The 18,696-nt window shown below is 65.5% G+C and carries 15 protein-coding genes; 7 read left to right on the top strand and 8 right to left on the bottom strand.

What is annotated here, in order from left to right:
• Together CBW66_RS25210 and mdcA are read right to left on the bottom strand one after the other, a co-directional pair.
• The coding region (locus CBW66_RS25210) for a triphosphoribosyl-dephospho-CoA synthase (protein ID WP_253251348.1) at nucleotides 1-372 on the bottom strand (372 nt) is incomplete at its 3' end.
• A 23-nt stretch (nucleotides 373-395) separates the two neighbouring features.
• Nucleotides 396-2,072 (bottom strand): malonate decarboxylase subunit alpha, encoded by a 1,677-nt coding sequence (gene mdcA, locus CBW66_RS25205; protein ID WP_230492356.1) that lies wholly within the window; start codon nucleotides 2,070-2,072, stop codon nucleotides 396-398.
• 116 nt (nucleotides 2,073-2,188) lie between these two features.
• On the opposite strand from mdcA, the gene CBW66_RS25200 reads away from it, so the two are divergent.
• Nucleotides 2,189-3,103, top strand: a complete 915-nt coding sequence (locus tag CBW66_RS25200) for a LysR family transcriptional regulator (RefSeq protein ID WP_086140100.1) — start codon at nucleotides 2,189-2,191, stop codon at nucleotides 3,101-3,103.
• Nucleotides 3,104-3,297: 194 nt separating this feature from the next.
• Here CBW66_RS25200 and CBW66_RS25195 read toward each other — a convergent pair whose 3' ends face one another.
• Genes CBW66_RS25195 through CBW66_RS25185 form a run of 3 tightly spaced genes read right to left on the bottom strand, consistent with a single transcriptional unit; the run spans nucleotide 3,298 to nucleotide 8,192 of the window.
• Complete coding sequence (locus CBW66_RS25195) at nucleotides 3,298-5,139, bottom strand: glycoside hydrolase family 15 protein (RefSeq protein ID WP_086140099.1); 1,842 nt, start codon at nucleotides 5,137-5,139, stop codon at nucleotides 3,298-3,300.
• Between the two features lie 3 nt (nucleotides 5,140-5,142).
• Nucleotides 5,143-5,907 (bottom strand): trehalose-phosphatase, encoded by a 765-nt coding sequence (gene otsB / locus CBW66_RS25190; RefSeq protein ID WP_086140098.1) that lies wholly within the window; start codon nucleotides 5,905-5,907, stop codon nucleotides 5,143-5,145.
• Entirely contained in the window at nucleotides 5,907-8,192 is a 2,286-nt protein-coding gene (locus tag CBW66_RS25185) for a trehalose-6-phosphate synthase (protein ID WP_172402220.1), read from the bottom strand. Before CBW66_RS25185 ends, otsB begins: the two co-directional genes overlap by 1 nt.
• 239 nt (nucleotides 8,193-8,431) lie before the next feature.
• On the opposite strand from CBW66_RS25185, the gene CBW66_RS25180 reads away from it, so the two are divergent.
• The 4 genes from CBW66_RS25180 to CBW66_RS29125 all read left to right on the top strand — a co-directional run bounded on the left by CBW66_RS25180 (nucleotide 8,432) and on the right by CBW66_RS29125 (nucleotide 12,467).
• Complete coding sequence (locus CBW66_RS25180) at nucleotides 8,432-9,556, top strand: mechanosensitive ion channel family protein (RefSeq protein WP_170933027.1); 1,125 nt, start codon at nucleotides 8,432-8,434, stop codon at nucleotides 9,554-9,556.
• A 49-nt stretch (nucleotides 9,557-9,605) separates the two neighbouring features.
• Nucleotides 9,606-10,901, top strand: coding sequence for a cation:proton antiporter (locus tag CBW66_RS25175; protein ID WP_086140095.1), 1,296 nt, complete (start codon nucleotides 9,606-9,608; stop codon nucleotides 10,899-10,901).
• Nucleotides 10,902-11,023: 122 nt separating this feature from the next.
• Nucleotides 11,024-12,205 carry a serine hydrolase gene (locus CBW66_RS25170; RefSeq protein ID WP_086140094.1) on the top strand — a complete coding sequence of 394 codons (1,182 nt, stop codon included), beginning with the start codon at nucleotides 11,024-11,026 and terminating at the stop codon, nucleotides 12,203-12,205.
• A 91-nt stretch (nucleotides 12,206-12,296) separates the two neighbouring features.
• Nucleotides 12,297-12,467: a hypothetical protein gene (locus CBW66_RS29125; protein ID WP_170933026.1), complete on the top strand. Its 171-nt coding sequence runs from the start codon at nucleotides 12,297-12,299 to the stop codon at nucleotides 12,465-12,467.
• On the opposite strand, the gene CBW66_RS25160 is transcribed toward CBW66_RS29125, so the two are convergent.
• Nucleotides 12,464-12,847, bottom strand: a complete 384-nt coding sequence (locus tag CBW66_RS25160; protein ID WP_046685558.1) for a YkvA family protein — start codon at nucleotides 12,845-12,847, stop codon at nucleotides 12,464-12,466. The genes CBW66_RS29125 and CBW66_RS25160 overlap by 4 nt on opposite strands.
• Before the next feature lie 92 nt (nucleotides 12,848-12,939).
• On the opposite strand from CBW66_RS25160, the gene CBW66_RS25155 reads away from it, so the two are divergent.
• Complete coding sequence (locus tag CBW66_RS25155; RefSeq protein WP_086140093.1) at nucleotides 12,940-14,055, top strand: DNA topoisomerase IB; 1,116 nt, start codon at nucleotides 12,940-12,942, stop codon at nucleotides 14,053-14,055.
• On the opposite strand, the gene CBW66_RS25150 is transcribed toward CBW66_RS25155, so the two are convergent.
• The gene (locus CBW66_RS25150; RefSeq protein WP_139841752.1) at nucleotides 14,009-14,239 is read right to left on the bottom strand and encodes a hypothetical protein; all 231 of its coding nucleotides are present in this window, start codon (nucleotides 14,237-14,239) and stop codon (nucleotides 14,009-14,011) included. The genes CBW66_RS25155 and CBW66_RS25150 overlap by 47 nt on opposite strands.
• 263 nt (nucleotides 14,240-14,502) lie before the next feature.
• Here CBW66_RS25150 and CBW66_RS29565 point away from each other — a divergent pair, with 263 nt between their 5' ends.
• The gene (locus CBW66_RS29565) at nucleotides 14,503-17,874 is read left to right on the top strand and encodes a hypothetical protein (RefSeq protein ID WP_230492355.1); all 3,372 of its coding nucleotides are present in this window, start codon (nucleotides 14,503-14,505) and stop codon (nucleotides 17,872-17,874) included.
• A gap of 6 nt (nucleotides 17,875-17,880) precedes the next feature.
• Here the strand turns inward: CBW66_RS29565 and CBW66_RS25140 are convergent, their stop codons facing one another.
• Nucleotides 17,881-18,693 carry a ferritin-like domain-containing protein gene (locus tag CBW66_RS25140; RefSeq protein ID WP_086140101.1) on the bottom strand — a complete coding sequence of 271 codons (813 nt, stop codon included), beginning with the start codon at nucleotides 18,691-18,693 and terminating at the stop codon, nucleotides 17,881-17,883.
• Between the last annotated feature and the right edge of the window lie 3 nt (nucleotides 18,694-18,696).

The raw sequence follows: 18,696 nt of genomic DNA, 5'->3' as shown, positions 1-18,696 counted from the left end.
GCCGCGCGCGCCCTGCTGGGCCGCCGCCGTCGCCAAGAGGCCCAGCGCCCAGATGGCGCCCCGGTGCGTGTTGACGCCGCCGGTGGCCGCCAGCATGACCGCCTCGCCCTCGCGGCCGATGGCGCCGATGCGCTGGCGCAGCTGATCGTCGTCATCGCTTTCCCAGCCTGCCTGCGCCATGGCGGCAAACACGGGCTGCAGCGCGCAGGCCGAATGGCACATCAGCGCCCAGTTCAAGTCCGTATGCGCGCCACGGCTGCGCAAATCGACCAGGCCCGGCTTCGGCGTCAGGGTCGCTTCATCGAGCAGCGCCTGCAGCACTTGCCGCCCCAGCGCCGCAGGGCGTACCTGCACCGGCACGGTCGTCGTCATCATTGTCATCATCATTGTCATGATTACCAGCTCCTGAATTTGGCGGGTGGTTGATACAGGCCGTCGGACCATTCGACCAGGTCGGCGATGCTTTTCGCCGCCAGCAGCGAGCGGTCCGCCGCGCCGCGCTGCACGCCGATATCCTCGGGCAGCGCGATCAGGCCGTCGGCGCGCAATGTCGCCGTGGTCTTCGGGTCGTGGCGCAGGCCGATGGGCGTCACGCCGGCGACAGCGGCCAGCATGGCCTTGCGTTCGTCGAGCGAGCGGGCCTTGTACAGGTAGGCGATGCCCTCTTCCGTCAGCACATGGGTGACGTCGTCGCCATAGATCATCACGGGCGCCAGCGGCATGCCGCTGGCCTGGCCCACGGCCACGGCGTCGAGCGATTCGACGATGGTGGGCTGGCCGCCATCCTGGAACGTCTCGACCATCTGCACCACCAGCTTCTTGCCGCGCGCCAGCGGGTCGTCCGTCTCGATCAGGTCCAGCCAGGCCGGCGTCGGGTGGCGCCGGCCGTGCGGGTCGTGGCCCATGTTCGGCGCGCCGCCGAAGCCGGCCAGGCGGCCATTCGTCACGGTCGAGGAATTGCCCAGGCCATCCATCTGCAGGGTGGCGCCGATGAACAGGTCGACCGCGTACTGGCCGGCCAGCTGACACAGGGCGCGGTTCGAGCGCATGGAACCGTCGCGGCCCGTGAAGAACACGTCGGGCCGGGCCGCCGCATAGCCTTCCATGCCCAGTTCCGCGCCGAAGCAGTGCACGCTCTCGACCCAGCCCGTTTCGATGGCAGGGATCAGGGTCGGATGGGGGTTGAGCACCCAGTTGCGGCAAATCTTGCCCTTCAAGCCCAGTTGCTCGCCATACGTGGGCAAGATCAGCTCGATGGCGGCCGTATTGAAGCCGATGCCGTGATTGAGCGACTGCACCTGGTGTTTTTCATACACGCCGCGGATCGCCATCATGGCCATCAACACGTGCACGGGCTTGATCACGCGCGGGTCGCGGGTAAACAAAGGCTCGATGAAGAACGGCTTGTCGGACTGCACCACGAAATCGATCCACGAGCCGGGCACGTCGACCCGGGGCAAGTCGCTGACGTCGTCGACGATCTGGTTGACCTGGGCGATGACGATGCCGTCGCGGAAGGCCGCCGATTCGACCAGGGTCGGCGTGTCCTCCGTGCTGGGGCCCGTGTACAGATTGCCCTGGCGGTCGGCCATGTAGCCGGCCACCATGACAACATTCGGTGTCAGGTCGACGAACAGGCGCGCATACAGCTCGATATAGGTGTGGATGGCGCCCACTTCCAGCAAGCCGTCCTGCAGGAACTGGGCGATGCGCAGGCTTTGCGTGCCGGCGAAGGAAAAATCGAGCTTGCGGGCGATGCCCCGTTCGAACAGGTCCAGGTGTTCGGGCAGGCTGACGCTGGGCATGATCAGGTGCAGATGGTGGATCTTGTCGGGATTGACCTGGGTCAGCATGCGGGCGAGGAAATCGGCCTGCTTCTGGTTATTGCCTTCGAGGACGACGCGGTCGCCCGGCGCAAGCAGCGCTTCGAGCACGGCGACCATGTCGCCTTGTTGCAGCACGGGGCCGTTCGCATATGGGCGCACGGCATCGAGGCGGCGGCGTTTCTCGGTGCGCCGCGTATCCCATTGTTTTTGCCGCTGCGCTGGCGCTGCTGTGGCGGTTGACATCATGCCTCCGGAATGAGCTATCGAGTCCAGACGATAAAAMGAAAGCGCCAGCGCGACAATCAACCTGCTACCATGTTCATTACCCTGAAGTTAATGAACTCCCTTGAAAGAGGCTAGTCATGGCCATCAACGAAGAAATCACCTTGAAAAAGCTCGAAGTTTTTCTCAGCTTTATGGAATTGAACAACCTGGCGCGGGTGGCCGATGCGCTGGGCCAGAGCACGGTCAGCGTGCACCGCGCCCTGCATTCGCTGGAAGACGGCTTGCGCTGTCCCCTGTTCAAGCGCGAGGGCCGCAGCCTGATCCCGCTGCATGCGGCCTACACCTTTGCCGAATCGGCGCGGCGCGCGCTGGCCGAATGCGAGGAAGGCGTGCGCAAGGTGCGCGAAATGTCGGGCATCAACCCCGTGCGCCTGAAGATCGGTTCGCTGTATTCGCTGACCCTGCACTGCATCCCGCAGCTGGTGATCGCCCTGAAGCTGCGCCGGCCGGGCCTGGACATCGATTTAACGCTCGGTTCCAACCGCGACCTGCTGCAAAGCCTGGCCGACGGCCGGCTGGACGCCATCATCATCGGCGTGCAGGAAGACGAACAGCATGCGGGCCTGGTGGCCGTGCCCCTGTTCCAGGACGACGTCTACCTGGCCGCGCCGCTGGGCTCGCCCTATGCGGGGGCCGCCTCGGTGGACTTGCAACAGTTGCGCAACGACAAATTCGTCACCCTCAGCGAAGGTTTCGTCACCTCGCAAAGCTTCAACCACGCCTTCGACCTGGCGGGCTTCGTGCCCGACACTGCCATGAGGGTGGGCGATATCTTCTCGCTGATCAACCTCGTCAGCGGCGGCATCGGCTACAGCCTGCTGCCCGGCAGGGTGCGCGCCTTCAGCTCGCGCGTCGAACTGCTGCCGCTCGACGCGCGCTACGGCTCGCACCAGCAAATCACCCTGCTGATGCAGAGCAGCCGCGAGCGCGACCCGAATCTGCTGGCGTTGGCGGCGGAGTGCAGGTTGTATGGGCGTGGCGGACCTGCTTGACCCAACACTTTGAATTGATATCTACGCAATGGCAAAGCAAACCATGGCCCGGGTCTCCAACCCGGGCATCCCGGGCCCAGCGGGCCTGAAAAATGCCCAGGGCAAGGCGCGCGGGCGCAGACAGTACGAATGTACGGCAAGCCCAAGCAACGCAGTCATGGACATTTTGTCAGGCCCGCGATCCAGGCCCGCACTTAAATAGCACTATCCCACGGCGCCGACAACCGCACGGCGCAGTTGATCAAGCCGACCATCGAATACGTCTGCGGGAAATTGCCCCACATCTCTCCCGTCACGGGATGCGTGTCTTCCGACAGCAGGCCCAGGTGGTTGCGCGCCATCAGCATCGTTTCGAAGATTTTTCGGGCTTCGTCCTTCCTGCCGATGCGCGCCAGGGCGTCGATGCGCCAGAAGGTGCAGATGTTGAACGCCGTTTCCGGCTTGCCGAAATCGTCGGGCGCTTCATAGCGGCGCATGTAGGGGCCGTCGCACAAGGACGCTTCCAGAGCGTCGACGGTGGCGATGAAACGGGGGTCCATGGGGTCGATGAAGTTGACTTCGGCCATCAGCAAGACGGAGGCGTCGAGGTCGCGCCCGCCCAGGCTTTCGGCGAAGGCCTGGCGCTCCTCGCTCCACGCTTCGCGCAGCAATCTTTCCCGGATCAGCACGGCACGGCTGTTCCAGTGGTCGGCGCGGTCCGGCAAGCCCAGTTTATGCGCGACCTTGGCCAGGCGGTCGCAGGCGGCCCAGCTCATCAGCATGGACGAGGTGTGGACGCGGGCCCGCGTGCGCAGCTCCCACATGCCCGCGTCCGGTTCCGCATGCAATCGGAAGGCCTGGTCGCCCACGGCTTCCAGCGCGGCGAACTCGGCTTTTCCCGCCCGGTGGAACAAGCGGTGGTCGAGGAAGGCCTGCGCCGCACCGAGCACGATATTGCCGTAGACATCGTGCTGGAAGTGTTCCTGCGCCTGGTTGCCCACGCGCACGGGACCGTTGCCCCGGTAGCCGGGCAAGTGCTCGAGTATCGATTCGGGCAGTTGTTCTTCCAGGCCGATGCCGTACAGGGGCTGGATGTGGCCGCCTTTCGAGCGGGCGACGATATTCGTCAGCCAGCGCAAATACTCTTCCATCGTGCCCACTTCGGACAGGCTGTTCAATGCCCGCACGACAAAGAAGGCGTCGCGCAGCCAGCAATAGCGGTAATCCCAGTTGCGGCTGCTGCCCGGTGCTTCGGGAATACTCGTGGTCATGGCGGCGATGATGGCGCCCGTGTCCTCATATAAGGACAGTTTTAAGGTGATGGCCGCGCGGATCACCACGTCCTGCCATTCCAGCGGCACGGCCAGGCGGCGCGTGTAAGTGCGCCAATAGTTGATGGTTTCCTTTTCGAAGATGCGCGCCGTCTCGTCGATGCCGCCGGCCAGGGTTTCATCGGGGCCCAGCAGGAAATTGGCGGTGCCGCCCAGCACGAAATACGTTTCGCTCAGCACATAATTGAGCGACACATCGGTGTTCAGGCGCAAGGTCTGTTCCGGCCCCACGTAGCGGATGTGGTGGCTGCCCTGCGTGATCTGCGGCGCCAGACGGCCCCAGTCGTAGCGGGGACGCAGCCGTACGCGGATGCGCACGGCGTGGTCGAGCGGCCGCACGCGGCGGATCAGCATCAGCGGGCGGAACATGCGGTCGCGGCTGAGGAAGCGGGGCGCGAAATCCGTGATTTCCACGCCGCGCCCCTGCGTGTCGTACAGGCGCGTGCGCAGCACGGCCGTGTTCGGCTCGTAGAATTGCTCGCTGCGCGCAAAGTTTTCAATGTCAATGGCCCACACGCTGCCGTTTTGCGTGTCGTCCAGCAAAGTATTGAAGACGGGGTCGCCATCGAAACGGGGCAGGCAGGACCAGACGACCTGCCCTGCCTGGTCGATCAGCGCATTGAAGGCGCAATTGCCCACCACGCCGCAGTTCAGCGATGCTGGCGCGGGTGAGGTGGTGGCGGCGGACGCGTGCGCGCCGCTGGGGGTGTCATGCGATGTCGTCATGGGCTACTCCTTCGATGTCGGGGATGCGGAAGCGGCCAGCAGCGCGGTGCGCAAGGCGCCGGGGCTGGCCAGGCGCAGGGTAGCGGCGCTGGGGCCGCTGCCCACTTTGACACCCTGCCCGCCTGCTTGTTGTACAAAGGCAAAGCCTGCCTCGTCGGTGGTGTCGTCGCCCGCGAACACGGGCCGGCGGTCGGCGAAGGGGCTTTCCTGCATGAAGGCGGCGATGGCGCCCCCCTTGTCGGTGGCGGCCGGCTTGGCTTCCAGGACCATTTTGCCATGCAACAGCAATACACCCGGGCACGCTTGCACGGCCGCCGTCATTTCCTGCAGGCATAACGGTTCAAGTTCCGGCGCCAGACGGTAATGCAGGGCCACGGCGCCCCGCTTCTGCTCCACCAATAAACCAGGGTGCAGCGCCGCCAGCGCCTGCGCTCGCGCCAGTACGGGCGCCACATCGGGCGTGCCCGCCACGTGCAGCACGCCATCGGCGCCGCGCCGCTCAACGCCATGCACGCCGGCAACGGGCAAGACCAGGGGCGCCAGCATGGCGTCGATCTGCGCCACGGGACGGCCGGAAATGAGGGCCAGCGCGCCGTCATGGCGCTCGGCCAGCAGCGCCAGCGCTTCGATGACGCCGGGCGCCACGCGCACGCCATCGGGCGTGGGCGCCAGGTCGACCAGGGTGCCGTCGAAGTCGAGGAAGACGGCTGTTCCGGGCGCACTCAGCAGCTGCAACAGGGCTGCGCTATCGTCAGGGATATCGGCCATCACATCCCCTTGCGCCGCTTGATGCGGCTGTGGGCATCGATCTTGGTCATGACCTTGTCGCGCTGGCGCAAACGGGCCGCGTCCAGCAGCATGCGCCCGGCCCAGCGGTACACATTGAAATGTTTGACTCTTGCCCGCATGCTCTTCATGCGCTCGCGCTGCTCCACGGGCGGCATCACGAGAGCGCGGTACAGGGCGTCGGCGCCCTGCTCGATGTGATACGGATTGATGATCAGCGCTTCATGCAGCTCGCGCGCGGCGCCCGTGAATTGCGACAGCACCAGCACGCCCAGCTCGTCGTCGCGCGCGGCGATGAATTCCTTGGCCACCAGATTCATGCCGTCATGCAAGCTCGTCACCATGCACACTTCCGAGGCGCGGAAATAGCGCTGCAAATCGTCCTGGCCATGGTGCTCCGCTTTCAGCAGGATGGGCACGTAGTCGCCGCTGCCGAAGCGGCGGTTGATGCGCTCGACCATCTTGCGTACCCGCGCGTCAAAACTTTGATATTCATCGAGCGAAGCGCGGCTGGGGGCGGCGATCTGCACGAAAGTGAAATGGCCCACCATGCCGGGCTGCTGTTCCAGCATGCGCTCGACGGCCTGGAAGCGCTCGACGATGCCTTTCGTGTAATCGAGGCGGTCCACGCCGATGCCCAGCAAGTGGTCGGGCGCCACGCCCAGCTCGGCGCGGATCTGCGCGCGGCAGGCGGCCACGTCGGGCTGCGCCGGGTCGTCTTCCGGCCAGGCGATCGAGATCGGGTAATCCTCGACCTGCGTCATCTCGCCGCCGTAGGAAATCGTGGAAGCTTCGGGCTCGATGCGGGTTTCCAGGTAGCGGTCCACCGTTTCCAGGAAATTCTTGCGGTGGAACGGCGTATGGAAACCGAGGATGGTGCTGCCCAGCAAGCCGTCGAGGATTTCTTCGCGCCAGGGGCAGATGCCGAACGATTCCGAGTTCGGCCAGGGGATGTGCCAGAAGGTGATAATCGTCGCCTTCGGCAAGGCTTCGCGCACCATGCGCGGCAGCAAGGCGAAGTGATAGTCCTGCACCAGCACGACGGGATTGTCCGTCTTCGCTTCGGCGATCACGGCGTCGGCGAAGCGGCGGTTGACCTTCACATACTGCTCCCAGTCGGACGAGCGGAAGACGGGGCGCACGTGGGCGATATGGCACAGCGGCCACATGCCTTCGTTGGCGAAACCATAATAGTAGCCCTGCTCTTCCTCCTCCGTCAGCCACACGCGGCGCAAGGTGTAGCTGGGATTGTCGGGCGGCACGGGAACATGGTCGAGCTTGTCGACCGTCTCGCGGTCGGCGGAACCGGCGCCATGCGCGATCCAGGTGCCGGAGCACGCCCGCATCACCGCTTCCACGGCCGTCACCAGGCCGCTGGCCGGGCGCTGCACGGCGATGCCGGCATCAGTTTTGGTGTGGATATACGGTTCGCGGTTCGACACGACGAGCACCTGGTCGCCCGACAAGTCCGCTTCCAGCAAGGCGCGCAGCTTGTCCGGCGTCCAATCGGACGACCAGCCGTTATCGCCCTGGCGTTCCAAATGGTATTCCTGCAGCAATTCGCGCAAGTCGCCGATCAGCGGCTGCATTTCCGGCGGCGGCGCGGGCGCGGCGGCGGGCGCGGCGGCGGCCACCGCGCCATTGCTTTTCGGCAGCAACTCGCCCCGCAAGATCTCCTTCACGGCCGACAGCCAGCCGCGCCAGCTCAGGTGGGCGACGAACACGGTCATCAGGGAAATGAGCACGGCCAGCACGGCCAGGAAGGCAAAGATGAAGCGCTTGGTATCGGTATTGCGGCGCTCGACAAAGCTCATGTCCTGCACCAGCACCAGGCGGCCCAGCTGCGAAGCGTCCTGCATCACGGGCGTTTCGCTGATATGGACCTGGCCCTGGGGCAGTTGCGCCAGCGATTTGTACAGGCCGCCCGTGGCCGGCGTGCTCCAGCAGCCGATGGAAGCGGGGTATTGCGCGGACTGGTACAGCAAGTGGCCGGCATTGTCGCAAAAGCCGATGGCGATCAGGCGTTCGTCGCGCGTGGCGCCCTGGAACAGTTCGCTGATGCGGGCGGCATCTTGGGCGGGCAGGTATTCGGTCAACGGCGGACGGAGAGTTCCAGCGAGCAATTCGGCCCGGCTGTCGAGATCGCGCACGTACCAGCGCAGGGTGATATTGTCGAGCAGGGGTACCACGATATAGGCAAACAGTCCCAGCACCAGAGCCAGTGGCAGGATGAAGCGCAAGGACATTCGGAGTGATCGTACTATCATCGGTTTCCTTTGCAAAAACGAAAAGCATGGCAAGTATGACTATGTTTCCAATGCGGCGACGCCCGCTTGCTTTCCGTATTGAAACGTCAATGTGGCATGGCGCAGCGCAGCAATTTCTTCCAGTATCCACCTTGACCGAAGTCTTATCCGTACGGCAACGCACGCCCCCGCGACGTCATCTGCCCGTAAAATAGCCGCTTCCGACATCCATTTCACTTATCAATAAGGAGTTTTTGCCTATGGATCTCAGCACGTTTCACTCGCTGATGGGAGGCCCGCTGCGCTCGGCGCTGACCGTGCTCGTTTCCGCCCTGCTCGTCACCCTCGTCGCCGTCGGCGTGCACCGGGCCGGCATCGGCTTGCTGAAAAGACTGGCCAATGGCCGCCCGTTCACCACCAACGCCACGCGCGTGGCCTTCCGCGCCAGCCAGCTGTGCGTCATCGTGTTCGGCCTGCGCATGGTGCTGGCCGGCGCCCCCGACGACACGCCGGGCTTGCTGGCCATGTCGCACCTGGCCAGCGTGGCGCTGATCATCGCGCTGACCTGGCTGGCGATGCAATGCATCCAGGCGCTGTCCATCACGATTTCCGAAATCAATCCCGTCGACGTGGCCGACAATCTGCGCGCGCGCCGCCTGATCACGCAAGCGCGCGTGCTCACGCGCAGCGCGCACGCCATCGTCGTCATCCTGGGCCTGGCCTTCGTGCTGCTGACCTTGCCCGGCGCAAGGCAGATCGGCGCCAGCCTGCTGGCATCGGCCGGCGTGGCGGGCCTGGTGGCCGGTATCGCCGCCCGCCCCGTGCTGGGCAATTTCATTGCCGGTCTGCAAATTGCGTTTTCTCAACCCATCCGCATCGATGACGTGCTGATCGTCAATGGCGAATGGGGCAAGGTCGAGGAAATCAAGGGCACCTACGTGGTCGTGCGCGTGTGGGACGAGCGCCGCCTGATCGTGCCGCTGCAGTGGTTCATCGAAAATCCGTTCGAAAACTGGACGCACAGCTCGTCCACCCTGCTGGGCACGGTGTTCCTGTGGCTCGATTTCAGCATCCCCCTGGAACCGCTGCGCGCGGAACTGACGCGCATCTGCGCGTCCGCGCCGCAATGGGATGGCCGGGTCTGCACCGTGCAGGCGACGGATTCGAACGAGCGGGCCGTGCGCGTGCGTTTCCTGATCAGCGCGGCGGATTCGGGCCTGGCCTTCGAGTTGCGCTGCCTCGTGCGCGAACAGATGCTGGCCTTTATTACGGCTCACTACCCGCACGGCCTGCCCCGTTTGCGCTCCACGCACGACCCGATCGAACTGCACGAGCTGCACGCCATGCAGGCGCAAAACGATACGGTACAGTTGCACAAGGCTTGAAAAACCTGCGGCGCGCTGCCCTTGCCCGCGCGCCGCTAAAATAAGGCGCATGAGCACCACCGCCTGGTTCATCCTGATCGGCTGCCTGATGCTGGCGCGTGGCCTGGGCGCCGACGGCATCGCGCGCCTGCCATTGACTTCGGCCATGGCGTATCTGGGCGTGGGCCTGCTGCTGGGCCCGATGTTCCTCGGCCTGTTCTCGTTCGACCTGGTACAGCAGGCGCCGCTGCTGGAAACCCTGACGGAAATCGCCGTCCTCATCTCCCTGTTTTCCGCCGGCGTCAAGATGCCCGTGCCCTTCAGCCTGGCGCGCTGGCTGCCTTCGCTGCGCCTGGCGTGGCTGTCGATGGCCATTTCCGTGGCCCTCGTGGCAGCCTTTTCCTGCCTGCTGCTGGGCCTGCCATTGGGCGCGGGCATCCTGCTGGGCGCCATCCTCGCGCCCACCGATCCCGTGCTGGCCACCGACGTGCAGCTGCGCCATGCGGGCGACAGCGAGCAATTGCGCTTCATGCTGACCAGCGAAGCGGGCATGAACGACGGCAGCGGTTTTCCTTTCGTCATGCTGGGCCTGGGCTTGCTGGGCTTGCATGAACTGGGGCCGCATGGCGCCACCTGGCTGTGGCGCGATTTGTGCTGGGCCAGCGCGGGCGCCATCGCCCTGGGCGCGGCCGGCGGCGCGCTGCTGGCCTGGCTGGGCTGGCAGCTGCGCGCCAAGGAGCCGAAGCATGAAGTGCTCGATGACCTGGCGGCCCTGGGCCTGATCGCCCTCGTCTACGGCGTGGCCACCTGGCTGCACGCATGGGGCTTCCTGGCCGTCTTCTTTGCCGGCGTGGCGTTGCGCCAGACGGAACTGCGGCTGGCCGGCGCGCCGAAAGACCGGCAAGGCTTGCTGCAGGCGGAAGAAACCCATGCCGTGTCCGCCGCCAAGCCGCACGACAGCGAGGTGACGCTGACCGTCAGCGGCGAAGCCCTCGTCTTCAAGGAACATCTGGAACGCCTGTCCGAACTGACCCTGGTGCTGTTGCTGGGCGGCGCCGTCACGGCCGCCGCCTGGAGCTGGCAGGGGTGGAGCGTGGCGCTGTTCCTGCTGTTGCTGGCGCGCCCGGCCAGCGTGATGCTCGGCTTGCTGGCTTCCGGCACCAGCGTGCGCCTGCGCGGACTGGCCGCCTGGTTCGGCGTGCGCGGCATCGGCTCGCTGTACTATCTCAGCTATGCCATCGCGCATGGCTTGCCGCGCGGCCTGGCGCGCGAACTGGCCGACATCACCCTCGTCGTGGTCATCCTCTCCATCGTCGCGCACGGTCTGACGGTCAAGCCTTTGCTGGAACGCTACTGGCGCAAATAAGTGGCGACATAAACACCAACTGATGCCCTTTGTCATTGCTACAGAGCAATGATTTTGTCAATCGCCCCTAGGATGGGCGGAAATATTGTTAAGATAATTAAAAATGGCAAAAGAGAGAATCAATGAAACGACGAAGCGTGCTGGGACTGGGCGTCTCACTGGCCCTGCTGCAAACGGGCTGCGCCACCGATCCGGCCAGGCTGGCGTGGGAAACGGAATTTGACGGCTACATGCGCGATGGCCTGGCCCGCACGGAAACGCCGGGCATGAGCGTGGCCGTGGTGCGCGGAGAACAGACCATCTTCGCGCGCGGCTATGGCTGGGCCGACATCCAGGCCGGCAAGAAGGCCGATGCGAACACGGTGTTCCATGTCGCCTCCGTCAGCAAACTCGTCACGGCCACGGCCGTCATGATGCTGCTGGAACAGGGCGCCTTCCAGCTCGACGACAAGGTGGCGGCGTATCTGGACTTCCCGCTCATGCATCCGAAGTTTCCCGACGTGCCCATCACCTTTCGCCACTTGCTCAGCCATACCTCGGGCATTTCCGACGCCGTGTACGACAAGACGACGGCGTTTGCCGTGCAGGGCGACCCGCGCCTGCCGCTGCGCGACTTCGTCAAGGGCTATCTGTCGCGCGGCGGCGCCTGGTATGACGCGGATGTGTCGTTTGCCGCCCGGCCCGGCACGGAATGGCGCTACAGCAATGTGGGCATCGCCCTGCTCGGCTATCTGGTCGGCCGTTTGAACCCCGATGGCCTGGACGCCTACACGCGCGAGCACCTGTTCGAACCGCTGGGCATGGACAGCACGGCCTGGAACCTGGCGGGCTTGCCGCGGCGCGCCGTCGTCGCCCAGCCGTATGCGCACAAGGAGCCGGGCCTGCAAGTGCTGCCGCCCGTCGGTTACCCGGACTGGCCGGCCGGCCTGCTGCGCAGCTCGGCGCAGGACTTTGCCCGTTTCCTGGCCATCTTCAGCAATGGCGGCCGGGTCGATGGCCACCGCTATCTGCAAGATGCCACCCTGCAATTGTTTTTTGCGCCGCAAGCGGCCCCCGTCGTGCCCGCCGATTCATCCGTGCGCCAGGCCCTCGTCTGGCTCTTGCGCGACGTCGACGGCCGGCCGCTGGCCACGCACAGCGGCGGCGACCCGGGCGCCGCATCCGTCGTCTGCGTCGACCGCGCCAGCAAGACGGCCGTGCTGGCCTTCGCCAACGTCAGCGCCGACAAGGAGTTTCGTTCGTTCCAGAAAGAAGTCGTGCTGCGCCTCCTCGCGCATGGGGCCGGCGGCACGCCGGCCAGGTAGGCATGGCGCTTGTGTGAGCGGGCGCACGGTAGCGCCCGGGCAAGAACGTATGCTGTGCTGGTCAAACTTGACGCTCAACGAGGAGACCAGCATGACGAACCGCATCGGCAACAAGGACGTGGCGCAGCAGCGCAGCAAGAGTGAAAAAGCCCGCATCAAGGCGCAGAACATCGCCAGCGAGGCGCTGAAGAAGGCCGAGGCCAGGGCGAAGTACCGCAACGCCATAAAGGGCCAACCGGGCCAGCCCGCTGCCGGCGGCTAGGCGCCGAACCAGCCGCGCAATTTCTCGGCGGCGCGCTCCTTGACCTCGGCCGTGATGTAGGTGGCGACGGTGGCGACGGCCGCCGCCAGCACGGCCAGGTCATCCGCATAGCCGACCACGGGCGTGATGTCGGGAATCGCATCGATGGGCGAAATGAAATAGCCGAGCGCGCCATAAATCGCCGTCTTGGCCCACAGCGGGGTGTTCGGCTGCTGGGCCGCGTAGTACAGCCACAGGGCTTTTTCGATGACTTCGCGTCCCGCCGTCTTGGCGAACTTGACGACCTTGTCCCAGAAACTGTCATCCGTGTACTTCTTTTCATACTGCTTGTCGGCCTGGGGGGCGTGGTCTTCTTCCAGATTCTTTTTTCTGCCAAACATCTGCTGCTCCTGTCTGCCGCGCACGGCGTTACGAATGCGCACCTTAGCATAATGGCGCGGCGGATGCGCGGCCTGCAAGGTAAGCTATCACCATGGAAATATCTGCCACCACCACGGCCCGCGCCGCCGGCCTGCGCTACACGGGCGATCACCAGAGCGGCATCGCCCGCCTGGGCAAGCCCGGCAAGTTCCGCTACCGCGATGCGGACGGCCAACTCCTGCGCGATGCCGCCGCCCTGGCGCGCATCAAGGCGCTGGCCATCCCGCCCGCCTGGACGGACGTGTGGATCTGCCCGCGCGCCAACGGCCACCTGCAGGCGACGGGGCGCGATGCGCGCGGGCGCAAGCAGTACCGCTACCATGCGCGCTGGCGCCAGGTGCGCGACGACGTGAAATATGAACGCATGCTCAGCTTTGGCCGCGCCCTGCCCGCCATCCGCGCCGCCGTCGCGCGCGGCATGCAGCTGCCCGGTTTGCCGCGTGAAAAAGTGCTGGCCACCATCGTGCACCTGCTGGAATTGACGATGATGCGCATTGGCAACGAGGAATATGCGCGCGCGAACAAATCGTTCGGCCTGACCACCCTGCGCACGCGCCACGTGCAGGTCGACGGCAGCGCCGTGGCCTTTCACTTCAAGGGCAAGAGCGGCGTGCGCCACGATATCCGCCTCAGCGACCGCAAGCTGGCCAGGGTGATTGCGCGCATGCGTGAACTGCCGGGCCAGGAACTGTTTCAATATGTCGATGACGAAGGCGCGCGCCACGCCGTCGATTCGGGCGATGTCAACGATTACCTGCGCGAGGTGACGGGCGAAGACTACACGGCCAAGGATTTCCGCACCTGGTCCGGCACCTTGCTGGCCGCGCTGGCCCTGCAGGCGTTCGAGCAGGTCGATTCCGATGCGCAAGCCAAGAAAAACATCGTGCAGGCGATCGAGTCCGTGGCGAAAAAGCTGGGCAATACGCCGACGATCTGCCGCAAGTGCTATGTGCACCCGGCCGTGCTGGAATCGTATTTGGATGGCAGTTTATTGGACGGCATGCGCGCGCGGGCGCAAGAGCGGTTACGGGAAGAACTGCCGGCGCTGGCGCCGGAGGAAGCGGCCGTGCTGGCCTTGCTGCAGCAGCGGCTGCAAGCGCAGGCCGCCAGTAAGGCGGCGGTCAAGCCTGGCGCGCCGGCTGGCGCTGGCACTGGGCCGACAGCGTGAGGGCATCGCTGCTACACACGGGCAAGGCGCCGTGGCCCGCTTCGCGCGCCACGGGGACCGGTGCGGCATCGCTGTTCTGCGCCTCGCCCATATTCATCCAGGTCGCCGCCAGGGTCGAAAAGGTAAACAGGCAGATCAGCAGAAACGGCTTGTTCACGTGGATGGACTGGTCTGGCTTTTGCATCGCATACTCCGTCGGACTGGTTGGCTGTTGCAGCATGGACATCATCATCGCGTGTTTCCACAAGGCATACAATCAGACGGTTTCGACAAGATGGGTAGGACAGCGCTGACAGGCTTAGCCATAACGTCCCGTGTCGGAAAATTTGACACCGGCTCCGACCTGTTCCAGCCAAGCCCTTGTTTTTACAGCACAATCTATACGGGAACGCTTCCTGCTTGACCTCCTGCCTGGGCACGCTTGGCGCCAGTTACGGAGGAACGATCATGGGCTTTATCAAACAAGTGCTGCTGGCGCTACTGCTGTGCGCAATGTCGGCAGCGCACGCCACCAGCATCGGCTACACGGCGACGTCGCTGGGCGGCACGCAGTGGCGCTACGACTACACGGTCAGCAATACCACCCTGGCCGTGCCCATCGAGGAATTCACCTTGTTCTTCGGCGTGGGCAATTATGCCAACCTGCAGAGCGTCTCCACGGCGCCGGGCTGGGACGTGCTGCTGGTGCAGCCCGATCCCGCTATTCCCGCCAGCGGCTACCTCGACGCGCTGGCGCTGGCCGGCGGCATCGCCCCCGGCGCCACGGCCCCGGGCTTTTCCGTCAGCTTCGATTACCTGGGCGCGGGCAGCCCCGGCGCCCAGCCGTTTTCCATTCTCGACCCCGTTTCCTTCATCGAACTCGACGCGGGCAGCACGCAGCCGGCCGTCGTGCCCCTGCCCTCCACGCCATGGCTGCTGCTGGCCGGCGTGCTGGCCATGCTGTGCCTGCGGCGCCGGCAGCTGGCGTGTGCCGCGCTGGCCACGGGCCTGGCGCTGGGCCTGTGCGCCTGCGGCGGCCCCAACGATCCCACGCAGCCGCCCGCGCCGAAAGTCATGCTGGCTGCCGCGACCACCGCCCAGGCCGCGGGTGACCTCGAAGTCACCTCGCTGGAAAAAGTGGCCGAGCAGCGCGTCAGCCGCACAGTCTGGGACTACACCTACCGCGTGCACATCCGCAACAATGGCAGCGAAGCGGCCGGCAATGTGCAAGCCGTGCTGGCCAGCGCGCCCACAGGCAGCACCATCATCGATGGCGACGTGCAGGCCGGCAGCATCGGCGCGGGCGCCTCCGTCACGCCCGCCGACACCATCACCCTGCGCATCGAACGCAGCATCGCCTTCCAGAGCGCCGGCCTGACCTGGACCTTCAGCACCAGCGACGGCATCGTCCTCGACCCCGTGCGGCCCGCGCAAGTGGTCGTGCTGCCGCTGGCCGGGCTGGGCTTTCCCGACGGCGCCGACAGCGTCAAGGCCAGCGGCGCCGTCACGGACGTGCTGCTGCAGGAAGGCAGCCTGCGCTTTTCCACGCCGGGCGACACGGGCGTCGACCAGCATGCGCAATTTTCCCTCAGCAAGGGCGGCAAGGTCACCATCCTGGATCTGCTGATCCAGACCGAATTGCCCACGGCCGTGGAAACCTATGTGGAGCCGAACGACGACGGCAGCGTGCCCGCCGCGGCGCCCGTGCTGGCCATCACCGGGCTGGGGCCGAACAACCGCCTGCGGCCGGGCGGCCTGGGATTGCGCCTCGTGGGCGCGGCCCCCATGGCACTGCAGGATGACAGCGACGGTCTGCTGTCCGGCCCGGATGGCATGGCCATCAGCCTCAAGAGCTACTGGACGTTCGATGCGGCCAGTGGCACCTTCAGCATCGGTGCCACGGCCATGCAGCAACTGCTGGCATCCTTGCCCAACGGCAGCTACGACCTGAACCTCAATTTCGTCTCGCAGGATGGCGAGTTCACGGCCAGCTATGCCTTGATCGTCATCAAGTCCGGCATCGTGCTGCAAGGACAGCTGCGCACGCCCGCAGGCGGCAATGCCACGGGACTGGCCGGCAAGAAAATGTTATTGGCAGGCTACAACAACCGCCAGCGCCAGGTGGCCGTGGTCGATGCCACGGGCGCCTTCCACTTCGATGGCGTGCTGCCCGATACCTACCAGCTGACCTTGAACGACCTCGTTCATCCGAACGTGGTCAGCGTCAGCGCCGTCGTCTTCAACAGCAGCGGCAACGTCAATGTCGACATCGTCTACCCGTATGCGGCGAGCCTGGCCTTGCGCGCCGAGGCGAAGACCTATACCGCCGGCAGCGTCACGCAGGATGGCGCCGGGCCGCCTGCGCGCGAGGTGCCGGCCAGCCATCGCGCCGCGGGCGACGTCACGCCGCAGGATGACGCGGACAGCAAGACCTTCACGGCCACGGCGGCCGCGCAAAACCAGACCATCACCTCGCCCATCGCCTTCACGGTGCCCAAGGACACGAAAAACGTGGGCGTGAAAATCACCGTCAGCACGGCCGAGTATCCCGTCTACACGACGGCGCAAAGCCAGTACAACGATACCTGGTCCTATTCCGTGACGGGGTTGCCCGGGGTCAACCTGGCCGCCGCGGGCGCCGTCAACCAGACTCACTACACGCAGGGCACCATCGTCAGGACGGAGTGCGTCGACGTCAGCAAGCAAACCAAGGACGGCGCGCTGACCCTGGGCGGCAATGTCAGCGCCACGAATATCGGCGACAGCGCCCTGCCCACCGTGACGACGGTGGAACTGAGCCTCGCGTGCAAGGGCTTGAAGGTGACGCTGGCCAAATTCCTGTCGCCCAACAAGGATGGCCACCCCGTGCTGCAGCCGATCAAGCTGACGGGCAATCTGGCGGGACCGTATGTATCCGTGTCGCAAGGCGCAGCCACGGCCACGCACACCCTGCCGCTGGAATTGCACTACACGCCAGCGGCGGCGACGATTACGGAAGTGAACATCGGCATTGCGTCCGGCGGCGGCGATCCCGCCTTCAGCACGCAGAATTTACTGTCCCAGACCCATACCAAGACTGCCGGCAGCGTGAAATTTCCCAGCCTGGTGCTGCCCCCCTTTGCCGGCGCCAAGCTCGACAAGAAGGCCGTCGTCACGGTGCGCCTGAAGGGCCACATCGACAATACCGATGCCAGCTCCGACCCGGCCGAAGGGGGGCAAGTGGCATTCAAGGGCGACACGGCCTATATCCCCCTGTACCTGGCCAACGACGAGGCGGCGCTGGCGGCACGACGCTACGGCACGCGCGATCCTGGCGGCGATTCGTGGGCCACGCGCCTGGCCATCGCCTGGCTGGCGGGCAAGGCTTACCGTTTCGACGACATCAGCGGCCAGCACGTGACGCAGACGGCAACGGGCCGTTCCATCCTCGGCCACAGCGGCCACAGCGACGGCCAGCAGATCGACTTGCGCTATGCGGACGGCATGGGCGGCTACACGGACGCGCTGGGCGGCCAGAACGATGGCGCCGCCATTCACCAGCTGATCAACGACGCAAAAGCGGAAGTGGCGGCCAACCCCGCGCAAAAGCCGAAGCTGACGGCGCTGCTCGCATGGATCGCGGCGAACCGGGCCATGCTGGCCCAGGAAGCGGCGCCGGCCAGCACGCGCGTCATCTACATCGGCCCCAGCTTCATCAAGCTGGCCCTCGTCGACGGGCGCTTTTCCGCCGCGCCGGCCGACAAGATCCCCGGCGCGGGAGCCTGGACCAAGCCGGCAAAAGTGCATATCGAGACGGGACACCTGAGCCACTGGCACATCAGCATCACGGCCCATCCGTAGGCAAGCTCAGGCGGGCAGATCGGACAATTCCAGCTCCGAAAACCCCGCCCGGCGCCGCGCTTCCAGGTTGAACGGGCCGCGCAGGGTGGGTGCTTCGTAGCGCAGCGCCAGCTCGGCATAGGTGGCGCGCAATTCCAGGCCCCTTTGATCGCACAGATAGCCGTACCAGCGGTTGCCGATTTCGACGTGCCCCACTTCATCGCGCAGGATGATGTCGAGGATGGCGGCGGCGGCCATATCTCCCGCCTGCGCCAGCTTGGCGCGCAGCGGCGGAATCGCATCGAGCCCCCGCGCTTCCAGGGTGCGCGGCACCAGCGCCATGCGCGCCAGCACGTCGCCGCGCGTCTTGTCGACCATTTCCCACAGGCTGTCGTGGCCGGGAAAGTCGCCATATGTGTGGCCCAGCACCTGCAGATGCGCCTGCAGCATGGCAAAATGCGTCGCTTCCTCTTTCGCCACGCGCAGCCAGTCCGTGTAGTATTCAGCGGGCAAGTCCGGGAAGCGCCACAGGGCGTCGAGCGCCAGGTTCATCGCATTGAACTCGATATGCGCAAGCGCGTGGACCAGCATGGCGCGCCCTTCCGGCGTGATCATCGAGCGCCGCCCCACCAGGCGCGGCGGCACCAGTTCCGGCCGCTCGGGACGGCCCGGCACGGCACCGGTGGGCGCCAACGGCGCCTGCGCATCGAGAGAAAGTTGCGCCTCGGCCATGGCGGCCACCATCGCCACCTTGGTCGCCGGGTCCGGTTCCAGCAGGCAAGCGAGCGCATACCTGCGCAATTCCTGTGGCGGCGTGGGGTTCAATGACGATGGATGCATGGG

This window comes from Janthinobacterium sp. GW456P, assembly GCF_002127655.1.
Taxonomy (GTDB): Bacteria; Pseudomonadota; Gammaproteobacteria; order Burkholderiales; family Burkholderiaceae_D; genus Janthinobacterium.
Note: the sequence above shows the minus strand (reverse complement) of the source record. Positions and strands in the feature narration are given on the sequence as shown.

What these genes read in the sequence shown, in the direction of transcription:
- CBW66_RS25195 (WP_086140099.1), bottom strand. Translation starts at nt 5,139, where the DNA reads ATGACGACATCGCATGACACCCCCAGCGGCGCGCACGCGTCCGCCGCC.
- CBW66_RS25140 (WP_086140101.1), bottom strand. Translation starts at nt 18,693, where the DNA reads ATGCATCCATCGTCATTGAACCCCACGCCGCCACAGGAATTGCGCAGG.
- CBW66_RS25170 (WP_086140094.1), top strand. Translation starts at nt 11,024, where the DNA reads ATGAAACGACGAAGCGTGCTGGGACTGGGCGTCTCACTGGCCCTGCTG.
- CBW66_RS25175 (WP_086140095.1), top strand. Translation starts at nt 9,606, where the DNA reads ATGAGCACCACCGCCTGGTTCATCCTGATCGGCTGCCTGATGCTGGCG.
- mdcA (WP_230492356.1), bottom strand. Translation starts at nt 2,072, where the DNA reads ATGATGTCAACCGCCACAGCAGCGCCAGCGCAGCGGCAAAAACAATGG.
- otsB (WP_086140098.1), bottom strand. Translation starts at nt 5,907, where the DNA reads ATGGCCGATATCCCTGACGATAGCGCAGCCCTGTTGCAGCTGCTGAGT.
- CBW66_RS25150 (WP_139841752.1), bottom strand. Translation starts at nt 14,239, where the DNA reads ATGCAAAAGCCAGACCAGTCCATCCACGTGAACAAGCCGTTTCTGCTG.
- CBW66_RS25180 (WP_170933027.1), top strand. Translation starts at nt 8,432, where the DNA reads ATGGATCTCAGCACGTTTCACTCGCTGATGGGAGGCCCGCTGCGCTCG.
- CBW66_RS29125 (WP_170933026.1), top strand. Translation starts at nt 12,297, where the DNA reads ATGACGAACCGCATCGGCAACAAGGACGTGGCGCAGCAGCGCAGCAAG.
- CBW66_RS25155 (WP_086140093.1), top strand. Translation starts at nt 12,940, where the DNA reads ATGGAAATATCTGCCACCACCACGGCCCGCGCCGCCGGCCTGCGCTAC.
- CBW66_RS25200 (WP_086140100.1), top strand. Translation starts at nt 2,189, where the DNA reads ATGGCCATCAACGAAGAAATCACCTTGAAAAAGCTCGAAGTTTTTCTC.
- CBW66_RS25160 (WP_046685558.1), bottom strand. Translation starts at nt 12,847, where the DNA reads ATGTTTGGCAGAAAAAAGAATCTGGAAGAAGACCACGCCCCCCAGGCC.
- CBW66_RS25185 (WP_172402220.1), bottom strand. Translation starts at nt 8,192, where the DNA reads ATGATAGTACGATCACTCCGAATGTCCTTGCGCTTCATCCTGCCACTG.
- CBW66_RS29565 (WP_230492355.1), top strand. Translation starts at nt 14,503, where the DNA reads ATGGGCTTTATCAAACAAGTGCTGCTGGCGCTACTGCTGTGCGCAATG.